Below are 20,101 nucleotides of genomic sequence, written 5' to 3'. Positions count from 1 at the left end.
AGTGAAACGAGGCTGCGATCTCTTGATTCTGATGATATGAGATTGAGCAGCCTCGGCTGCTCTTTTGCTTTATGAGAGAACACCCATGACCGCCGCCAAAAACCGCATTCTAGAGCTGCGTGCTGAGCTGGATCAGCACAACTATCGCTACCACGTGCTGGACGAGCCGAGCATTCCGGACGCCGAATACGATCGGTTGTTCAATGAGCTCAAGGCCCTCGAAGCGGCCCATCCCGAACTGATCACCAGCGACTCGCCGACCCAGCGTGTCGGCAGCGCGGCGCTGTCGGCGTTCACTCAGGTGCGTCACGAAGTGCCGATGCTCAGCCTCGGCAACGCCTTCGAAGAAACCGACATGCACGAGTTCGATCGCCGGGTAACGGAAGGTCTCGACCTGCCGGTCGGCGACTTGTTTGGCGGCGGGGCGGCGGTGGAATACAGCTGTGAACCCAAACTCGATGGCCTGGCGGTCAGCTTGCTGTATCAGGACGGCGTGCTGGTGCGCGGCGCGACTCGCGGCGACGGCACCACCGGCGAAGACATCAGCGTCAACGTCCGTACCGTGCGCAACATTCCACTCAAGCTGCACGGTACTGGCTGGCCGGCGACCCTGGAAGTACGCGGCGAAGTGTTCATGTCCAAGGCCGGTTTTGAGCGTCTCAACGCCACGCAGCTGGAAGTCGGCGGCAAGACCTTCGCCAATCCGCGCAACGCGGCGGCGGGCAGCTTGCGCCAGCTCGATTCGAAGATCACGGCCAACCGTCCGCTGGAGTTCTGCTGCTATGGCATCGGTCAGATTTCGGCCGATATTGCTGATACGCACATTGGCAATCTGCAGCAACTCAAAGCCTGGGGCATGCCGATCAGTCATGAGTTGAAACTGGCTCACGGCATTGATGAATGTCTGGATTACTACCGTGACATTGGTGAGCGACGAAATTCGCTGCCCTACGAAATCGACGGCGTGGTGTTCAAGGTCAACAGCATCGCCTCTCAGCGTGAGCTGGGCTTCCGTGCTCGTGAACCGCGCTGGGCGATCGCGCACAAATTCCCTGCCATGGAAGAACTCACTGAATTGCTCGACGTGGAATTCCAGGTCGGGCGCACGGGTGCAGTGACGCCTGTGGCGCGCTTGAAGCCGGTCAAGGTGGCCGGTGTCACCGTGGCCAACGCAACGCTGCACAACATGGACGAAGTGGCGCGTCTGGGCCTGATGATCGGCGACACCGTGATCATTCGCCGCGCCGGCGATGTGATTCCGCAGGTGGTGCAAGTGGTCATCGAGCGACGTCCGGACAACGCACGGCCAGTACAGATTCCCGAGCAGTGCCCGGTCTGCGGCTCGCATGTCGAGCGCACGCAACTGGTCAAACGCAGCAAAGGTCGCGAGACCGTCAGCGAAGGCGCGGTGTACCGCTGCGTCGGTCGTCTGGCCTGCGGTGCGCAACTCAAGCAGGCAATCATTCACTTCGTCTCCCGTCGTGCCATGGACATTGAAGGCCTGGGTGAGAAGAGCGTCGAACAATTGGTGGATGAAGGTCTGGTCAATTCGCCGGCCGATCTTTATGCCCTGACGTTCGAGCAAATCGTCGATCTGGAAGGTTTTGCCGAGCTGTCGAGCAAGAACCTGCTCAGCGCCATTGAAGACAGCAAGAAACCGAGCCTGGCACGCTTCATCTACGCCCTCGGGATTCCCGATGTCGGCGAAGAGACGGCCAAGGTGCTGGCGCGCTCTCTTGGCTCGCTGGAGCGGGTTCAGCAGGCGTTGCCGCAAGTGCTCACGTACTTGCCGGACGTTGGCCTGGAAGTGGCTCACGAGATTCACAGCTTCTTTGAAGACGCGCATAACCAGCAGGTGATCAAGGACCTGCTCAAGCACGGGCTGCAGATTCAGGATCAGGGTGAGCTGGGCGCCGAGTTTGCTGCCAGTACCACGTTGGGTGGTTTCCTCGACAAGTTGCACATCCCTTCGGTGGGGCCGGGTGGGGCGCAGAAACTGGCGGACAAGTTTGGTTCGCTTGAAGGGGTTTTCAGCGCCGACTGGCTGGATATGCGCCAGGCGCTGCCGGAGAAGCAGGCTACTTCGGTTCGGGAATTCTTTGCGGTTGCGCAACATCGTCAAATTGCTGAAGCCGCCGAGAAACAGTTACGCGATTTCGGCATGCACTGGCAGAGCGAGAAGAAAGTCGTTGAAGGCTTGCCGCTGGCCGGGCAGACCTGGGTGCTGACCGGTTCGCTGGAGTTGATGAGCCGCGACATCGCCAAGGACAAACTCGAAAGCCTTGGTGCCAAGGTGGCGGGCTCGGTATCGGCAAAGACCCATTGTGTGGTCGCCGGGCCGGGTGCTGGCTCCAAGCTGGCCAAGGCCAATGAGTTGGGGTTGAAGGTTCTGGATGAAGAGGCGTTTGTCGCGTTTCTGAAGGCGCACGGTATCGACGTTTAAGATCGCCAAGATCGCAGCCTCGTTTCACTCGACAGCTCCTACATTGGGACGCGAGCCCTCTGTAGGAGCTGTCGAGTGAAACGAGGCTGCGATCTTTTGATTTTGCCCAAGCAAAACACGGGAACGATCTTCGCACGGCAATGATCTAGTCTTGGCAAGCCCCAGGGAGAGATCGCCATGTACCGCTTCTTCGAACAGCTCAGTACACGCATTGCCGCGCCCTTCATCGGCGAAAGCTCGCGTAACAGCAAGGTCTGGCAGTGCCGCTGCGGGCAGTCGCTGTTTTTTCGCAACAGCCAGTGCCTGGCGTGTTCGGCGGCGTTGGGTTATCAACCGGAGCAGAGTCGCCTGTCGTCGCTGCAGCCCGGCGTGCAGGTTGATACCTGGTTGCTCGACGCCGATCCCGAAGCCGGTGTCTTGCGCCGCTGCGCCAACCTCGATTCCCCGGCCGCGTGCAATTGGCTGCTGCCCGCCAATGACCACGATGCGCTATGCATCGCCTGTAGCCTGAACCACACCATCCCCGACCTGTCGATTGCCGAAAACCACGAACGCTGGCGCAAGGTCGAAACGGCCAAGCGGCGCCTGGTCGCACAGTTGGTCAGCCTGGGTTTGCAGGTGATTCCCAAAACCGTGGACGAAGAGGCGGGCCTGGCTTTCGATTTCATCGGTGTCGACCTCGAAGGCAAACCGCCAACCACGGGTCACGCCAACGGTTTGATCACCCTCGATATCAAAGAAGCCGACGACGCTCATCGCGAGCAGATTCGGGTGCAGATGCACGAACCTTATCGCACGCTGCTCGGGCACTTTCGTCATGAGGTCGGGCATTACTACTGGGATCGGTTGATCGCCAACAGCCATTGGCTGGAACCGTTCCGCGGCCTGTTCGGCGACGAGCGCGCCAGCTATGCCGACGCCCTCGAACGGCATTACCAGCAAGGCGCGCCGCTCGACTGGCAGCAACATTACGTCAGCGCCTACGCAACCATGCACCCGTGGGAGGACTGGGCCGAAACCTGGGCTCACTACTTGCACATGATGGACGCGGTGGATACGGCGTTGGGGTTTGGCATGAGTGCGCGGGAAATGGACTTCGACTACAAGCCATTTCCGACCAGCACTCTCTACGACCCGCAGCATCCCGGCGGCGCGGCGTTCCTGTCATTCGTCAATGCGTGGATCGAACTGGCAGGCATGCTCAATGAACTGTCTCGCAGTATGGGGCAGCCGGATTTCTATCCGTTCGTCCTGCCGCCGGCAGTCATCGCCAAGCTGCACTTCATCCACCTGGTGATCCAGCAGGAGGGCGGCCGGGCGGATGATGTGTTGCAAGACTTGTAGAGTCTACTTAACGCTGCATTTACTCGTAGCAGCTGTCGAGCCTGCGAGGCTGCGTTCGGCTGCGCAGCAGTCGTAAAATCAGGCAGCGCCGTTTTTCGGGTGAATTTCACGAGTTTCGGATCGGCGACTGCTGCGCAGCCGAACGCAGCCTCGCAGGCTCGACAGCTGCTACGGGCAGTGGTGTTTCGCGTCCTGTGCATGTCCTTGACCTGATTCATATTTTTAATCCGCCCGAACGGTTGTAACTTCGTCTCAGATAGGTACAATGGCGCGGCTCGCCGTCAGGTGAGCGTCGTTATGGTGACCCCATCGGTCCCCCCGCAACGATTACCCGTGAACCTGGTCAGATCCGGAAGGAAGCAGCCACAGCGGGAACATTGTGTGCCGGGGTGTGGCTGGTGGGGTTGCCTCCATAACGCACCGCGAGTCCTCTCTCGCGTTATCTGTCTAAAAAATACATTTTTGTTGCTCTGCCAAGGATCTTGTCCAGGGCGGTGTTTTTTCGTTTCCGGTTTTCAGGGCGAACATATTAAAGGAGGCCGAGCCGTCGAATGCGACAGCTCGGCCTCCTTTTTTGTTTCTGGCGCTAAGGCTTGGACAAGGCCTGGTCAACCGCTGCAATCAGCTTTCCCAGATCCTTCGGGGTGGCTTTATGTATGACACCGAACAGATACGCCCGCTGTTCATCTTCATCGCCTAAATCTGCGAAAAAGGCTTTCAGCTTGACACCCAGCACATCGGCAAACAGGAACAAGGCTTCCACGCTGGGGGTGTAGGTGCCGGTTTCGAAGCGGCTGATGGTTTTGGGGTCAAAACCGGTCTTTTCGCCGAGTTCAGCCTGAGTAAGCCCAGCGACCTTGCGGTAGCGCCGAATGGCCGCACCCAAACTTGAAATTTGCATCGCTTAATTCCCATTTAGAATCAAGAACTTAACGATAGATTTTTGCATTAGACAACTGCATGATCCATCACCTTGCTTTGCAAAATGTGATGCCTTTCGTAGAATCGCCGATCAAAATGGATATTTTGGGTCTTTTAGGTTAGTTGATCTCTGCTGTCAGGAGGTCATCAAACACTGTTCATGGAGTGATATCGTGTTGCTGCGCATTACCTATAAAAACATCTCTTCCGGGCATCCTGCACTGGTCGAGCGGTATCACCGCTAGCCACAGCGAGCCTGACTCATGGATGAGAAATACCGCAGGGCCGTGGATGCTGCCGCGATTTTTTCCGAGACCGATCTGAGCGGCCGGATCACCCACGTCAACGATCAGTTCTGTGCCGTGTCCGGCTATAGCCGCGAAGAACTGCTCGGACAGAATCATCGTCTCCTCAACTCCGGTCTGCACTCCGCCGATTTCTTCGCGGCCATGTGGCGCACCATCGCCTTGGGCAAGGTCTGGAAAGGCGAGATTTGTAATCGCGCCAAGGACGGCAGCCTGTATTGGGTCGACAGCACCATGGTGCCGGTGCTCGATGACGCTACCGGGCGGGTTAACCGTTATCTTTCGATCCGCTTCGACATCAGCGAAAAACACCAATTGCTGCATTCACTGCAATGGCGGGTGGGGCATGACGTGCTGACCGGGTTGCCGAATCGCGCGTTCCTCTCGGATTTGCTGGATCAGGCGCTGGAGTTCTCCCGTCACGAAAACATCCCGCTGGCGGTATGCATGCTCGATCTCGACGGCTTCAAAGCGGTCAACGATGGCTACGGGCATGCCAGTGGCGATCTGCTGTTGGTCGAGGTGGCCAAGCGTTTACGCTCCATTGTGCGCGGCGAAGATGTGGTGGCGCGGTTGGCCGGTGACGAGTTTGTGCTGGTGTTGCGATACGTGCGAGATCTGCCAGAGCTGCGTGCGGCGTTGAACCGGGTGCTCGGCGCCATTTCGGCGCCGTACTTGCTGCATGGCAAGGGCATCAATGTGTTTGCCAGTATCGGTGTCACCCTGTTCCCCCACGACAATCAAGATGCCGAAACGCTGTTACGTCATGCCGATCAGGCCATGTACGTGGCGAAACAAAGCGGTCGCAATCGCTTCCATTTGTTCGACGTGTCCCGGGATCAGGAGGTCAAGGCCACTCACCAGACGGTCGAGCGAGTTCGCCAGGCGCTGGCTGCCGGTGAGTTGCGTGTGCATTTCCAGCCCAAGGTGAACATGCGCCGTGGCGAGGTTGTCGGCTTTCAGGCGTTGTTGCGTTGGGAGCATCCGCAACACGGCATGGTGCCGGCCCGGGAGTTTTTGCCGCTGGTGGAAGAAACGGACCTGATCGTCGATATCGGTGAATGGGTAATGGATCAGGTCCTGTCGCAGGTGCACCATTGGCAGCAAGCGGGGCAGGGCTGGCCAGTCAGCATTCATATTGGGGCACGACATTTCCAGCGCGCGGATTTCGTCGACCGGCTCAAGCACGTGCTCGCCCGGCATGCCCAAGTGGCGCCGCAGATGCTCGATCTGGAAATCGTCGAGTCGGTGGCGATCGAGAACATTCAGCATGTCAGCGCCTGTTTAGAGGCCTGTCAGGCGCTGGGGGTGCAGTTTTCACTGGGGGACTTTGGCACCGGTTATTCGTCCCTGAGCTACCTCAAGCGTTTGCAAACCCAAACCATCAAGATCGACAAGTCGTTCGTGCGTGACATCCTTAGAGATCGGGATGATCTGGCCTTGACCATGGCGGTCATTGGGCTGGCTCGGGCCTTTGGTCGGCAGGTGATTGCCGAAGGGCTGGAAAGTATCGAGCACGGTGAATTGCTGCTGCGCCTGGGCTGCGAAGTTGCTCAAGGCTATTTCATTGCCCGGCCGATGCCGCCTGCCGAGGTGCCGGGCTGGGTCGAAGGTTTTGTCGCACCGGCGCAATGGCAGGTGCTGGAGCAGGCAGTCTGAAGTTTTGTGATCGACACCGAGCCCATGTGGGAGCGAGCTTGCTCGCGATAGCGGTCTGACATTCAACATTGAAGGTAACTGACATACCGCTGTCGCGAGCAGGCTCGCTCCCACAATGGTCTCGTGTCGATCAGAGGAATAGCTTAGGGTGTGCCGGGCTCGGAACCTATATAGAGCCGGATAATGTCATCGATTTCCCCGGACATTTTCATTCGCACCAAGGTGCGCAAAATGCGCTGCACAGGCACCTTGGGATCGTTGCGCACATAACAACCGACACTCTGCTCCTGCAAAACCGCCACGCCTTGCAGTTGCCGGTCAGGCAGCAGGCGCTGATTGAACCAGTCCAGCGCCCATTGATTGCTCACGGCGTAGTGATAGCGTCCGGCCAGGAGTTTTTCCAGCACTTGTTCCTGGTTGCGTGCGTCTTCGCGATTCAGTCGGTCGGCGTCGAACAGCGGTTGCAGGGTCGGGTAGCTGTAGCCGAGTACCGTGCCGATGGATTGTCGCGGCAAGTCCGCAAGCGTCACCGAGGTCAGCGGATCTGGTCGGCTGATCAGCAGGTCGCGCTGAAACCAAAGTGGAATGCTCCAGATGTAGTCCCCGGACTGATTCGGCTGCCAGGACTGCGCCGCATAGCAGCGGATATCGACTTCGCCGTGCTCCATGGCGTTTTGCACTCGCGTGCGAGGCAGCACGTGAAATTCGGCCGGCACGCCGACCTGGGTCGCGAGGCTGATCATCACGTCGTGCAGGATGCCTTGGGTGGGGTGGCCGCGGTCCAGTTGCACCATCGGCATCGCCCAACTGTCGGGCACCACGAAGCGCAATGGCGGCTCGGCGTCAGCGACATTCAGGCTGATGAACAGCAGTGCCCCCAAAACCAGCCGCATAAACGCTCCGGTGCTGATAAACCCCGAGCCGATAAAAGCCCCCCAAGACCATCTTAGCCAGATTAGACGAGCGCACCGGATGCAATTTTGGCCTTGCTCCGCTAGCATTAGCCGCTTCTGTTCCTTCGTTGCGACGGTTTTCGATGAGTTATCAGGTTCTTGCACGTAAATGGCGTCCGCGCTCGTTCCGCGAAATGGTCGGCCAGACCCATGTGCTCAAGGCTCTGATCAATGCCTTGGACAGCCAGCGGCTGCACCACGCCTATCTGTTTACCGGTACCCGCGGGGTCGGCAAGACCACCATCGCGCGGATCATCGCCAAATGCCTGAACTGTGAAACAGGTATCACTTCAACACCTTGCGGCGAGTGCTCGGTGTGCCGCGAGATCGATGAGGGCCGCTTCGTCGACCTGATCGAGATCGACGCCGCGAGCCGGACCAAGGTCGAAGACACCCGCGAACTGCTCGACAACGTGCAGTACGCGCCGAGCCGCGGGCGCTTCAAGGTCTACCTGATCGACGAAGTGCACATGCTCTCCAGCCATTCCTTCAATGCGCTGTTGAAAACCCTTGAAGAGCCGCCGCCCTACGTCAAGTTCATCCTGGCGACGACCGATCCGCAGAAACTTCCTGCAACCATTCTTTCGCGGTGCCTGCAGTTCTCTCTGAAGAACATGACACCGGAGCGTGTGGTCGAGCATTTGACCCATGTGCTGGGGGTCGAGAACGTGCCGTTCGAAGACGACGCGCTGTGGCTGCTGGGTCGTGCTGCCGACGGTTCGATGCGCGACGCCATGAGCCTGACCGACCAGGCGATTGCCTTCGGTGAAGGCAAAGTCATGGCCGCCGACGTACGGGCGATGCTCGGCACGCTCGATCACGGTCAGGTCTACGACGTTCTGCATGCGCTGATCGAAGGCGACGCCAAGGCCTTGCTCGAAGCCGTCCGTCATCTGGCCGAGCAAGGCCCGGACTGGAACGGCGTGCTCTCGGAAATTCTCAACGTGCTGCACCGTGTCGCCATCGCCCAGGCCCTGCCTGAAGGCGTCGACAACGGACATGGCGACCGTGACCGGGTGCTGGCGCTGGCCCAGGCCTTGCCGGCCGAAGACGTGCAGTTCTATTACCAGATGGGCCTGATCGGTCGCCGCGACTTGCCGCTGGCGCCGGACCCGCGAGGTGGCTTCGAAATGGTGTTGCTGCGGATGCTCGCATTCCGCCCAGCAGACACCACGGACACTCCGAGGCAACCGCTAAAGCCAGTGGGGATCAGCCAAGCCACAGTTGATTCCGCAAATTCTGTGGCTGCCGCGCCCGTTATTGCGCCGGTAGTCGCTGCGGCAGTTGCACCCGTCGTGCCTGCGCCAGTTGCGGCGGTGGTTGCTCCAGTGCAAGCGCCCGAGCCTGAGCCAGTTGCACCTGTCGTCGTGTTCGAGCCTGTCGTTGAGGCGGTAGCGGTCGAACCCGTCGTCGATCTGCCGTGGAACGACTCGATCGAACCCGAGGTCGTTCAGCAACCCGCCGTCGAGCCGGTGCTGGAAACGGCCAGCGAACAACCCGAATTGGCGCCGATGCCGTTGCCGACCCCCGACAGTGTGGTGCCGGACGCACCAGAGTGGGTCGCTGCGCCGATTCCGGAGCCGTCGGTGGCCGAAGTCGATGCCGCGACGCCGGGCATGGACCTGGACGACGAGCCGCCGCTGGACGAGGACTACATCGAGCCGGATATGGAGTCGGCGTACAGCTACCTCGATGAACTGGCCAGCGAACACACCGCCGAGCCAACGCCGGAAGCCGAGCCTGAACCGGCCGCCATGCCGGCCACCGGTCTGGCGGCGCAATGGCTGGAGTTGTTCCCGAAATTGCCGATCTCCGGCATGACCGGCAGCATCGCCGCCAACTGCACGCTGATCGCCGTCGACGGTGACAACTGGCTAATGCACCTGGACCCGGCTCACAGCGCGCTGTTCAACTCGACTCAACAGCGTCGCTTGAACGATGCGTTGAACCAGTTTCATGGGCGTACGCTGAACCTGAGCATGGAGCTGATCAAGCCCGAGCAGGAAACCCCGGCCCAGGCCGCGTCCCGGCGCCGTGCGAACCGTCAGCGCGAGGCCGAAGAGTCGATCCACGGTGATCCGTTCATCCAGCAAATGATGCAGCAGTTCGGTGCGGTGGTCCGTAACGATACTATTGAACCTGTCGAGACCCTGGTCACTCAGGGCTAATAACTGAAGGCGTTCGGCCGAAAGGGCCGGGCGCTGTATTTATCCAAGTACTTTTGAGGTGATTCCCATGATGAAAGGTGGCATGGCCGGCCTGATGAAGCAGGCACAGCAGATGCAGGAAAAAATGGCCAAGATGCAGGAAGAACTGGCCAACGCCGAAGTCACCGGTAAAGCCGGTGGCGATATGGTCACCGTGGTGATGACCGGTCGTCACGACGTCAAGCGCGTGACCATCGATCCAAGCCTGGTCGAAGGCTTGAGCGAAGACGACAAAGAGATGCTGGAGGCTGTGTTCGCCGCCGCCGTCAACGATGCCGTGCGCAAAATCGAAGCCAACAGCCAGGACAAAATGTCCGGCATGACCGCTGGCATGCAACTGCCGCCGGGTATGAAACTGCCATTCTGATTCGCCAAAGCGCGTCGGATGGGCTACAAAAAAATGCCAGGCATCGCGCCTGGCATTTTTGTTTCTGACTGTTGGATCTATGGTGTCTGTGACGCCGCCATCGCGAGCAAGCTCGCTCCCACAGGGGATCTGCGGCGTACACAAATCAAATGTGGGAGCGAGCTTGCTCGCGATGAAGTCCACTCGCACCAGAGAAGAAACATCGAACGCCATACCGCCACAACGGTCTGCTCCCTATACCGCCGAATTCATCGATCAAAAGGAGAAGCTCACATGCCACAAGCATTGACCCTCAACCAACGTATCGTCCTGGCGTCCCGCCCGGTAGGCGCGCCGACGCCGGAGAATTTCCGTCTGGAGCGCGTTGCGCTGCCGGACCTGGCCGACGGTCATGTGCTGCTCAAGACCCTTTACCTGTCACTCGATCCCTACATGCGCGGACGCATGAGCGACGCGCCGTCCTACGCCGCACCGGTGGAAATCGGCGAGGTGATGACCGGTGGCGCTGTCAGCCGGGTCGAGCGCTCGCTGAGTCCGAAATTCCAGGAAGGTGATCTGGTGGTCGGTTCTACCGGTTGGCAGAGCCACAGCCTCAGCGACGGGCGCAACATCATTCCGGTGCCGTCCGGGCTGCCGAGTCCGTCAATGGCGTTGGGCGTGTTAGGCATGCCCGGAATGACCGCGTATATGGGCCTGATGGACATCGGCCAGCCCAAGGCCGGCGAAACCCTGGTGGTTGCGGCTGCCTCCGGCGCCGTGGGTTCGGTGGTCGGTCAGGTGGCTAAGATCAAGGGCTTGCGGGTGGTCGGCGTGGCCGGTGGCGCGGACAAGTGCCGTTATGTGGTCGAGGAGCTGGGTTTTGATGCTTGCATCGATCATAAGAGCCCGAACTTTGCCGATGAATTGGCCAAGGCGTGCTCCGACGGCATCGACATCTATTACGAAAACGTCGGTGGCAAGGTGTTCGATGCCGTGCTGCCGTTGCTCAATCCCAAGGCGCGAATTCCACTCTGCGGTCTGATCGCCTCCTACAACGCTCAAGAAGCACCGACCGGCCCGGATCGTCTGCCGCAATTGCAGCGAACGCTGCTGACCAAGCGTGTGCGAATCCAGGGCTTCATCGTGTTCGACGACTACGGCGATCGTCAGCCGGAATTCTTCAGCGCCATTGCCCCGTGGGTGCGCGACGGCAAGGTGAAGTTCCGTGAAGACGTGGTCGACGGCCTGGAGCAAGCACCTGAAGCGTTCATCGGTCTGCTGGAAGGACGCAACTTCGGCAAACTGGTTGTGCGGGTCGCCGAGGACTGAGTAATTGACGCTAAACAGAGGCGCGGGTATAAACCGCGTCTCGTTGTTTTGTCGGACTTTTCCCCATGAGCTTCAGCCCTTTGATTCGCCAACTGATCGACGCCCTGCGAATTTTGCCAGGTGTGGGTCAGAAAACTGCCCAACGCATGGCGTTGCAGCTGCTCGAGCGTGATCGCAGCGGCGGCTCGCGATTGGCCCTGGCACTGAGCCAGGCCATGGAAGGGGTGGGTCACTGTCGGTTGTGTCGCACGCTCACCGAAGACGACCTCTGCCCGCAATGCGCCGATACCCGTCGCGACGACACCTTGCTCTGCGTGGTGGAAGGACCGATGGACGTCTACGCGGTGGAGCAGACCGGTTTCCGTGGTCGCTACTTCGTGCTCAAGGGCCATCTGTCGCCACTTGACGGACTCGGCCCGGAAGCCATCGGTATCCCGCAACTGCTGGCGCGGATCGAAGAGGCAGGCACGTTCACTGAAGTCATTCTCGCGACCAACCCGACCGTGGAAGGTGAGGCGACAGCCCATTACATTGCGCAATTGCTCAGCAACAAAGGCCTGATCGCCTCGCGCATTGCCCATGGCGTGCCATTGGGTGGCGAGCTGGAATTGGTGGATGGCGGGACGTTGGCGCATTCGTTTGCCGGGCGTAAGCCGATCGCTCTGTAATTGCTAAAAGCAAAAGATCGCAGCCTTCGGCAGCTCCTACATGGGATCGGTTTACACCTGTAGGAGCTGCCGAAGGCTGCGATCTTTTGATCTTCCAACACTCCTCAACTTGAAAGCCAAGCAAGCGCTCGGTTAACTTCGCTGAACCTTCAGTGGAGTTCGCCGATGCCTGCCATTCAGGAATACTTCGACCCCAGCCACCAATTGGTCCGCGACAGCGTCAGACGCTTCGTCGAGCGCGAGATCTTGCCGGACATCGACCAGTGGGAAGAAGCCGAAAGCTTTCCCCGCGAGCTCTACCTCAAGGCTGGCGGGGCGGGGATTCTGGGGATCGGTTACCCCGAAGCCTTGGGGGGCAGTCATGAAGGGGATCTGTTCGCCAAGGTCGCCGCCAGCGAAGAGCTGATGCGCTGTGGCTCCGGCGGTCTGGTGGCAGGGCTCGGCTCGCTGGACATCGGCCTGCCGCCGATCCTCAAGTGGGCCAGGCCTGAAGTCCGCGATCGCGTTGTGCCTCAGGTGCTCGCCGGCGAGAAGATCAGCGCCCTGGCCGTGACCGAGCCCGGTGGTGGCTCCGACGTCGCCAACCTGCAAACCCGCGCCGTGCGTGACGGCGACTTTTACCGGGTCAGCGGCAGCAAAACCTTTATCACCAGTGGCGTCCGCGCGGATTTCTACACTGTCGCGGTGCGTACCGGCGCGCCGGGTTTCGGTGGCATCAGCCTGCTGTTGATCGAGAAGGGCACGCCCGGCTTCACCGTCGGTCGTCAGTTGAAGAAAATGGGTTGGTGGGCGTCGGACACTGCCGAACTGTTCTTCGACGAATGTCGGGTGCCGGCAGGAAATCTGATTGGCGGCGAAAACATGGGCTTCGCCTGCATCATGGGTAATTTCCAGAGCGAGCGCCTGGCGCTGGCGCTAATGGCCAACATGACCGCGCAACTGGCGCTGGAAGAGAGCCTGAAATGGGCTCGTCAACGTGAAGCGTTCGGTAAACCCATCGGCAAATTTCAAGTGCTCAAGCATCGCCTCGCCGAAATGGCCACGGCGCTGGAAGTGTCACGGGAATTCACCTACCGACAGGCGGCGAAAATGGCGGCGGGGCAGAATGTGATCAAAGAGATTTCCATGGCCAAGAATTTTGCTACCGACACGGCTGATCGGATCACCACGGATGCGGTGCAGATTCTGGGTGGTCTCGGCTACATGCGTGAGAGCCTGGTGGAGCGGCTGTACCGCGATAACCGCATTCTTTCGATCGGTGGCGGTACGCGAGAAGTGATGAACGAGATCATCAGCAAACAGATGGGGCTTTAATCGGCGGTGTAGCGGCTGACGCTATCGCGAGCAAGCTCGCTCCCACAGGGGTTTTGTGATCGCCGCAAATCCACTGTGGGAGCGAGCTTGCTCGCGATAGCGTCAGCCCAGACGCCGCCTATTTATCAGACAACGCAAACTGCGTCAGGCAGAACGTAGGAATCCCCATATCTTCCAAACGCTGCGACCCGCCCAATTCCGGCAAATCAATGATCGCTGCCGCTTCGTGAACCCGCGCGCCCATGCGTCGAACCAGGTTCGCTGCCGCAATCAGCGTCCCGCCCGTGGCGATCAGGTCATCGAACATCACCACCGAATCGCCCTCGCACAGGCTGTCAGCGTGGACTTCGAGGAAGGCTTCGCCGTATTCGGTCGCATACCCCTCGGCCAGCACGTCGGCCGGCAGTTTGCCTTGCTTGCGGAACAGCACCAGCGGCTTGTTCAGCTGATAGGCCAGGACCGAACCGATCAGAAAACCACGGGCGTCCATCGCACCGATGTGGGTGAAGTCAGCCTCGACATAACGGTGGGCGAAGCTGTCCATCACCAGGCGCAGGGCCGTGGGCGACTGGAACAAGGGGGTGATGTCGCGAAAGATAACGCCCGGCTTGGGAAAGTCGATCACAGGGCGGATGAGGGATTTGATGTCGAAGGAGTCGAAGACCATCGTCGAGGTGTCCTGGCAGGCTGCAAACGACGCAGTATAACGGCGGCTGAACCGTTTCGCTCAGCCGCCATCGCCGAAATCAGCCGTCTAGCGAGCCGCCGGCCAGGGCGCAGAGCTGAATCGGGTCGAGGATATGGATTTCCTTGCCTTCAGCCGCGATCAGTTCGTTTTGCTGGAAGCGCGTGAACACCCGGGACACGGTTTCCACCGCCAGGCCCAGGTAATTGCCGATTTCGTTGCGCGACATGCTCAGGCGGAACTGGTTGGCCGAGAAGCCCCGTGCGCGGAAACGGGCCGACAGGTTGACCAGGAACGTGGCGATGCGCTCGTCGGCGGTTTTCTTCGACAGCAGCAACATCATTTGCTGATCGTCGCGAATCTCGCGACTCATCACGCGCATCAACTGACGGCGCAGTTGCGGCAGTTGCACTGCCAGTTCGTCGAGGCGTTCGAAAGGGATTTCACACACCGATGTGGTTTCCATGGCTTGCGCCGAGACCGGGTGTTTTTCGGTGTCCATGCCCGACAAGCCGACCAGTTCGCTGGGCAGGTGGAAACCGGTGAGTTGTTCTTCGCCGCCATCGCTCAGGCTGAAGGTCTTCAGGGCGCCCGAGCGTACTGCATAAACGGAATCGAAGGTGTCGCCCTGGCGGAACAGGAATTCGCCCTTTTTCAGCGGGCGGCCACGTTTAACGATTTCGTCCAGCGCATCCATGTCTTCCAGATTCAAAGAAAGTGGCAAGCAGAGGGGGGCCAGGCTGCAATCCTTGCAATGGGCCTGACTATGAGCGCGCAGCTTTACTGGCTCGGACATTTCTTCAATCCTTGTGGGAAAACACACATAAGACGTAAGGGTAACCCACGGAAGGACATTCAGGCACGCGGCGATTTTGTCGCAGGGTCGTAAAGTCAGCGTTTAGCAGACCGGCAGTGAGGTAATAGCTAGATCACCCGCGAAAACCGCTGGCGATTGTGCTGTTCCAGGTACGCGTCGAACACCATGCACACTGAACGCACCAGCAATCGTCCGGCGGGCAGTACAGTGATCCGTTCGTTATCAAGTTCGATTAGGCCGTCTTCGGCCATTCCCTGCAACTGTGGCCAGAGTTCGCCGAAGTAACCCTGAAAGTCGATGTTGAAGGCGTGTTCGATCTCGGCGAATTCCAGGCTGAAATTACAGATCAGTTGTTGGATGACCGCACGTCGCAGGCGGTCATCGGCGTTGCACAGCAGACCACGGCTGGTGGCCAGCTGCGCGCTGGCCAGTGTGTTCTGGTACTGATTCAGGTCGCTGCTGTTCTGGCAATACAAGTCGCCGATCTGGCTGATGGCCGACACGCCCAGGCCAATCAGGTCGCAATGACCGTGGGTGGTGTAGCCCTGGAAGTTGCGTTGCAGGATCGATTCTTCCTGAGCAATCGCCAGTTCATCGTCGGGCAGCGCAAAGTGGTCCATGCCGATGTAGCGGTAACCGGCCTGGGTCAGCTGCTCGATGGTGCTCTGGAGCATTTCCAGTTTTTGCGCCGGTGTCGGCAGCTCGTCGCTGTTGATTCGCCGTTGCGGCATGAAGCGTTCCGGCAGGTGCGCGTAGTTGAACACCGAGAGGCGGTCCGGTTGCAGGTTGATCACCTCATCGACCGTGCGGGCGAAATTCTCAGGTGTCTGCCTTGGCAAGCCGTAGATCAGGTCAATGTTGATCGAGCGAAACTGCAGCGTGCGGGCGGCGTCGATCACCGCGCGGGTTTCTTCCAGGCTTTGCAGGCGATTGACCGCTCGTTGCACCGCCGGGTCGAGGTCTTGCAGGCCGATACTGACCCGGTTGAAGCCCAGTTCACGGAGCAGGCCCATGGTCGACCAGTCGGCTTCGCGAGGGTCGATTTCGATGCCGTAGTCGCCGGAATCGTCGTCCAGCAAGTTGAAGCTTTTGCGCAACTGGGCCATCAACTGGCGCAGTTCATCGTGACTGAGAAAGGTCGGGGTGCCACCGCCGAAATGCAGTTGCTCGACTTTTTGCGCGGGGTCGAGGTGGCAGGCGATCAGCTGGATTTCCTGCTCAAGGCGTTGCAAATAGGGCAGAGCCCGGCCACGGTCCTTGGTGATGACTTTGTTGCAGGCGCAGTAGTAGCAAATGTTCGCGCAGAACGGCACGTGCACATACAGCGATAATGGGCGCAGGGCTTTACGGCTGTCGCGCAGGGCGTGAAACAGGTCAAACGTGCCGACCTGACCGTCGAATTGCACCGCGGTCGGGTAGGAGGTGTAGCGCGGTCCCGCCAGGTCGTAACGGCGGATCAGATCGGTATCCCAACGAATGGCGTCGAGCATCATGCGGGCATTCCCCCGGATAGGCTGGCAGTGTCAGCGAGTCTAGGGGGAGGCGCGATGGGGCATCTTGATTTGCGTCAACGGTCAGGATTTGCGTTGTTAGTGAGGGCCTCATCGCGAGCAAGCTCGCTCCCACATGGATTTGCAGTGTTCACAAAACTTGTGGGAGCGAGCTTGCTCGCGATGGGCGCGCCACAGGTCTAATGCCCCATGAGCCAATGCTGATGCGGCCCCGGCAATGTCCAGATGCCGAACAGGATCACCAGTAATCCGCCGGTCATCCGCACGCTACGTTTACGCAACAACGCCGTGACCCGCTCAGCCGCCAACCCTGTGGCGAGCAACACCGGCCAGGTGCCGAGCCCGAACGCGAGCATCAAAAGCGCACTGTCCAGCGCATTGCCCTGACTCGCCGACCACAGCAGGGTGCTGTAAACCAACCCGCACGGCAGCCAGCCCCAGAGCGCGCCCAGCAGTAGCGCGCGGGGGACGCTCGACACCGGCAGCAGTTTGTTGGCAACCGGCTGGATATGTCGCCACAGGCCGCGACCGAGGCTTTCGATGCGGGTCAGGCCGCTCCACCAGCCAGCGAGGTACAGGCCCATGGCGACCAACAGCAATCCGGCGATGACGCGCATGAACATCGCCGCCGGGCTGTTGGCCACCGCCCAACCGGCCAGGCCGATCAGCAGGCCGGCCGTTGCATAGCTGAGAATTCGCCCCAGGTTGTAGGCCAGCAGCAGTCGAAAACGCCGGCTGCGTTGCTCCTTGGGAATCGCCAGGGTCAACGCGCCCATCAAGCCGCCGCACATGCCCAGGCAATGCCCGCCACCGAGCAGACCGAGGATCACCGCAGACACCAGCAGCGGCGCCAACTCAAGCATGGGGTGGCGCCTTGTCGTCCGGTTTGGCCGGATGACCGCTGGCTTCGTCCACCGCGGCCTTGTGGTTCGGATCCTGGTCGTCAAACAGGATGCTGTGGGCCGGGCCGTCGAGGTCGTCGTACTGACCGCTGTCGACGGCCCAGAAGAAGATGTAAATGGCGATGGCCACGATCAGCAGCGCAGCCGGGATCATCACGTAGAGAGCTGGCATTTGGACTCCATGCCCGCGCGGCTCAGGCCGGCAGCGGACGGGTTTCTGGCGTGGCGCTGACCGCAGGCGTGTTTGGCAGGCGAGTCAGGCGCAGGGCGTTCAGCACCACGGTCAACGAACTGATGGACATGCCGACCGCGGCCCATACCGGAGTGATCCAGCCGAGGGCGGCGAACGGCAACATGAGGCCATTGTACAGCCCGGCCCACAGCAGGTTCTCGATGATTACCCGGCGGGTGCGTCGAGCCAGGCTAAAGGCTTGTACCAATGCGTCGAGGCGGTTCGACAGCAGTACGGCGTCGGCACTGGTTTTCGCCAGGTCGGTGGCCGAGCCCATGGCCACGCTGATGTCGGCGGCGGCCAGCACGGGCACGTCGTTGACCCCGTCACCGAGCATCAACACCTTGCGGCCTTCCTTGTGCAGCTGTTGCAGGACCTGCAATTTGTCGTCCGGGCGCAAGCCGCCACGGGCTTCATCGATGCCCAGTTCCGCCGCGACACTGGCGACCATCGGCGAGCTGTCGCCGGACAGCAGCAGCGTGCGCCAGCCGCGAGCCTTGCAGGCGGCGAGCAGGGCGGGGGCGTCGGCACGCAAACGGTCGTCGAGAACAAACCATGCCAACGGTCCCTGGCTGTCGCCGAGCAGCAACCATTGGCCAGCTTCATCCGGCATAGATGGCCCGGCAGCGCCACTGAGTTCACAGACAAAACCCGGTTGGCCGATGCGCAGGCGTTGCTCACCGACCAAGCCTTCGAGGCCAAGTCCGGGCGTGCTGTGGACTTCTTCGGCGGCCAGCGGCGCCCGGCCAAACGCGCGGGCGATGGGGTGTTCAGAACGGTTTTCCAGGGCGGCGGCGAGGCTCAGGCATTGATCGCTGTTGAGCGCGCCGAGCGGGCGAATCGAACGCAAGGCCAGGCGACCTTCTGTCAGCGTGCCGGTCTTGTCGAAAATCACCGTGTCGATCTGGTTCAGGCCTTCCAGTACATGACCGCGAGTCAGCAGCAAACCGAGTTTGTGCAGCGTGCCGGTGGCGGCAGTGAGAGCGGTCGGCGTGGCCAGGGACAAGGCGCACGGGCACGTCGCAACGAGCATCGCCAACACAATCCAGAAGGCTCGCGAAGCATCCAGTTCCCACCAGATCAGGCCGATGACGGCAGCGGCAATCAGCGACAGCAGCAGGAACCATTGCGCGGCGCGGTCGGCCATTTCCGCCAGCCGCGGCTTCTCGGCCTGAGCACGGTCCAGCAGGCGGACGATGGCGGACAGTCGGGTGTCCTGGCCGAGAGCAAGGACTTCCACGGTCAGCGCACCTTCGACGTTCAGGGTGCCAGCGGTGACGGCATCGCCCGGCGTGCGCGGTTGTGGCAGGTATTCGCCGGTGAGCAGGGATTCGTCGATGCTCGACTGGCCATCGAGGATCTTGCCGTCGGCCGGGAGGATCGCGCCGGGGTGCACCAGCACCTGATCGCCGACGCGCAGTTCACTGAGCAGGATCCGCTCGCTCTGGCCGTCGGCACTCAGGCGCAGGCACGAGGCGGGCAGCAGGTTTACAAGCTGTGCGGTGGCGGCAGCGGTGCGTTCGCGGGCGCGACGTTCCAGATAACGCCCGGCCAGCAGGAACAGCGCGAACATGCCGACCGCATCGAAATACAGTTCACCGACGCCGGTGATCGAGGTCCAGATCCCGGCGATATAGGCACTGCCAATCGCCAGCGACACCGAGACGTCCATGGTCAGGTGCCGGGTGCGCAAGTCACGCATGGCGCCTTTGAAGAACGGCGCGCAGCTGTAAAACACGATTGGGGTGGTGAGAAATAGCGCGACCCAACGCAGGATGGTGTGCAGCTCGGGGCTGAGGTCGATGTTGAATTCCGGCCAGGTGGCCATGGTTGCCATCATCGCCTGGAACCACAGCAACCCGGCCACGCCGAGTTGACGCAGGGCCAGGCGGTTTTCGTTGGCCAGTTGTTCGCTGGCGCGGTCGGCCTGATAGGGGTGTGCGGCGTAACCGATGTGGCGCAACTCGCTGAGTACCTGGCTCAGCGGCAGTTGCGCATCGGCCCAGCGCACGTGCAGGCGATGGTTGGACAGGTTCAGGCGCGCTTCGGCCACCGCCGGCAAGCCACGCAGGTGTTTCTCGATCAGCCAGCCGCAGGCGGCGCAACTGATGCCTTCCATCAACAGGGTGGTTTCGGCGAGTTCGCCTTCGTGGCGAACGAAGGGGGCTTGCACGTCGGCACGGTCGTACAGCGCCAGTTCGTCCACCAACTGCACCGGCAGCGCTTCAGGGTTGGCCGATGACTCGCTGCGATGCTGGTAATAGGTTTCCAGTCCACCGGCCACAATGGCTTCGGCCACGGCCTGACAACCCGGACAGCAGAACTCGCGGGTTTCACCGAGGACGGCAGCGGTGAAGCGGCTGCCGGCCGGGACGGGCAGGGCGCAGTGGTAGCAGGACAGTTGGGTGTTCATGGGTGAAATCGATATCGTCCGGGAGTGCCTCATCCCTGTAGGAGCTGTCGAG

At 60.6% G+C, this 20,101-nt stretch carries 16 protein-coding genes and 1 other RNA gene; 9 read left to right on the top strand and 8 right to left on the bottom strand.

Going from position 1 to position 20,101, the window contains the following annotated elements; all coding sequences use genetic code 11:
- Window positions 1-85: 85 nt before the first annotated feature.
- The 3 genes from ligA to ffs all read left to right on the top strand — a co-directional run bounded on the left by ligA (window position 86) and on the right by ffs (window position 4,191).
- A complete protein-coding gene (gene ligA / locus VD17_RS29850) occupies window positions 86-2,443 on the top strand; it encodes an NAD-dependent DNA ligase LigA (RefSeq protein WP_046056968.1) in 2,358 nt (785 codons plus the stop codon).
- A gap of 177 nt (window positions 2,444-2,620) precedes the next feature.
- Complete coding sequence (locus VD17_RS29845) at window positions 2,621-3,787, top strand: zinc-binding metallopeptidase family protein (RefSeq protein ID WP_046056967.1); 1,167 nt, start codon at window positions 2,621-2,623, stop codon at window positions 3,785-3,787.
- Window positions 3,788-4,094: 307 nt separating this feature from the next.
- Window positions 4,095-4,191, top strand: an RNA gene (gene ffs, locus VD17_RS32030) — signal recognition particle sRNA small type.
- 182 nt (window positions 4,192-4,373) lie between these two features.
- Here ffs and VD17_RS29840 read toward each other — a convergent pair.
- The gene (locus VD17_RS29840) at window positions 4,374-4,688 is read right to left on the bottom strand and encodes a helix-turn-helix domain-containing protein (RefSeq protein ID WP_008146799.1); all 315 of its coding nucleotides are present in this window, start codon (window positions 4,686-4,688) and stop codon (window positions 4,374-4,376) included.
- Between the two features lie 283 nt (window positions 4,689-4,971).
- Here VD17_RS29840 and VD17_RS29835 point away from each other — a divergent pair, with 283 nt between their 5' ends.
- Entirely contained in the window at window positions 4,972-6,672 is a 1,701-nt protein-coding gene (locus tag VD17_RS29835; RefSeq protein WP_046056966.1) for a putative bifunctional diguanylate cyclase/phosphodiesterase, read from the top strand.
- 143 nt (window positions 6,673-6,815) lie between these two features.
- Here the strand turns inward: VD17_RS29835 and VD17_RS29830 are convergent, their stop codons facing one another.
- Window positions 6,816-7,565, bottom strand: a complete 750-nt coding sequence (locus VD17_RS29830; protein WP_046056965.1) for a substrate-binding periplasmic protein — start codon at window positions 7,563-7,565, stop codon at window positions 6,816-6,818.
- Window positions 7,566-7,708: 143 nt separating this feature from the next.
- Between VD17_RS29830 and dnaX the strand changes: the two genes are divergently transcribed.
- The 5 genes from dnaX to VD17_RS29805 all read left to right on the top strand — a co-directional run bounded on the left by dnaX (window position 7,709) and on the right by VD17_RS29805 (window position 13,489).
- Window positions 7,709-9,793 carry a DNA polymerase III subunit gamma/tau gene (dnaX, locus tag VD17_RS29825; protein ID WP_046056964.1) on the top strand — a complete coding sequence of 695 codons (2,085 nt, stop codon included), beginning with the start codon at window positions 7,709-7,711 and terminating at the stop codon, window positions 9,791-9,793.
- A 67-nt stretch (window positions 9,794-9,860) separates the two neighbouring features.
- Complete coding sequence (locus VD17_RS29820; protein WP_008028561.1) at window positions 9,861-10,199, top strand: YbaB/EbfC family nucleoid-associated protein; 339 nt, start codon at window positions 9,861-9,863, stop codon at window positions 10,197-10,199.
- Between the two features lie 273 nt (window positions 10,200-10,472).
- Window positions 10,473-11,507 (top strand): NADP-dependent oxidoreductase, encoded by a 1,035-nt coding sequence (locus VD17_RS29815; RefSeq protein WP_046056963.1) that lies wholly within the window; start codon window positions 10,473-10,475, stop codon window positions 11,505-11,507.
- A 65-nt stretch (window positions 11,508-11,572) separates the two neighbouring features.
- On the top strand, window positions 11,573-12,175 hold the full coding sequence (gene recR, locus VD17_RS29810; RefSeq protein ID WP_033055661.1) for a recombination mediator RecR: 603 nt from the start codon (window positions 11,573-11,575) through the stop codon (window positions 12,173-12,175).
- A gap of 165 nt (window positions 12,176-12,340) precedes the next feature.
- On the top strand, window positions 12,341-13,489 hold the full coding sequence (locus tag VD17_RS29805; RefSeq protein WP_046056962.1) for an acyl-CoA dehydrogenase family protein: 1,149 nt from the start codon (window positions 12,341-12,343) through the stop codon (window positions 13,487-13,489).
- 118 nt (window positions 13,490-13,607) lie between these two features.
- Here the strand turns inward: VD17_RS29805 and VD17_RS29800 are convergent, their stop codons facing one another.
- From VD17_RS29800 to VD17_RS29775, 6 genes are all read right to left on the bottom strand, one after another.
- Window positions 13,608-14,156: an adenine phosphoribosyltransferase gene (locus tag VD17_RS29800; protein WP_008146813.1), complete on the bottom strand. Its 549-nt coding sequence runs from the start codon at window positions 14,154-14,156 to the stop codon at window positions 13,608-13,610.
- A 79-nt stretch (window positions 14,157-14,235) separates the two neighbouring features.
- The gene (gene fnr, locus VD17_RS29795; RefSeq protein ID WP_033055658.1) at window positions 14,236-14,970 is read right to left on the bottom strand and encodes a fumarate/nitrate reduction transcriptional regulator Fnr; all 735 of its coding nucleotides are present in this window, start codon (window positions 14,968-14,970) and stop codon (window positions 14,236-14,238) included.
- Window positions 14,971-15,098: 128 nt separating this feature from the next.
- The gene (hemN, locus tag VD17_RS29790) at window positions 15,099-16,481 is read right to left on the bottom strand and encodes an oxygen-independent coproporphyrinogen III oxidase (protein WP_046056969.1); all 1,383 of its coding nucleotides are present in this window, start codon (window positions 16,479-16,481) and stop codon (window positions 15,099-15,101) included.
- Window positions 16,482-16,681: 200 nt separating this feature from the next.
- Window positions 16,682-17,365, bottom strand: a complete 684-nt coding sequence (locus VD17_RS29785; RefSeq protein ID WP_033055657.1) for a sulfite exporter TauE/SafE family protein — start codon at window positions 17,363-17,365, stop codon at window positions 16,682-16,684.
- Window positions 17,358-17,576, bottom strand: a complete 219-nt coding sequence (gene ccoS / locus VD17_RS29780; RefSeq protein ID WP_007905420.1) for a cbb3-type cytochrome oxidase assembly protein CcoS — start codon at window positions 17,574-17,576, stop codon at window positions 17,358-17,360. The genes VD17_RS29785 and ccoS overlap by 8 nt, the downstream gene beginning before the upstream one ends.
- 22 nt (window positions 17,577-17,598) lie before the next feature.
- On the bottom strand, window positions 17,599-20,049 hold the full coding sequence (locus tag VD17_RS29775; protein WP_046056961.1) for a heavy metal translocating P-type ATPase: 2,451 nt from the start codon (window positions 20,047-20,049) through the stop codon (window positions 17,599-17,601).
- Window positions 20,050-20,101 lie beyond the last annotated feature (52 nt).

The organism is Pseudomonas fluorescens, assembly GCF_000968015.1.
GTDB lineage: Bacteria > Pseudomonadota > Gammaproteobacteria > Pseudomonadales > Pseudomonadaceae > Aquipseudomonas > Aquipseudomonas fluorescens_W.
This window is presented reverse-complemented; position numbering and strand designations above follow the sequence as displayed.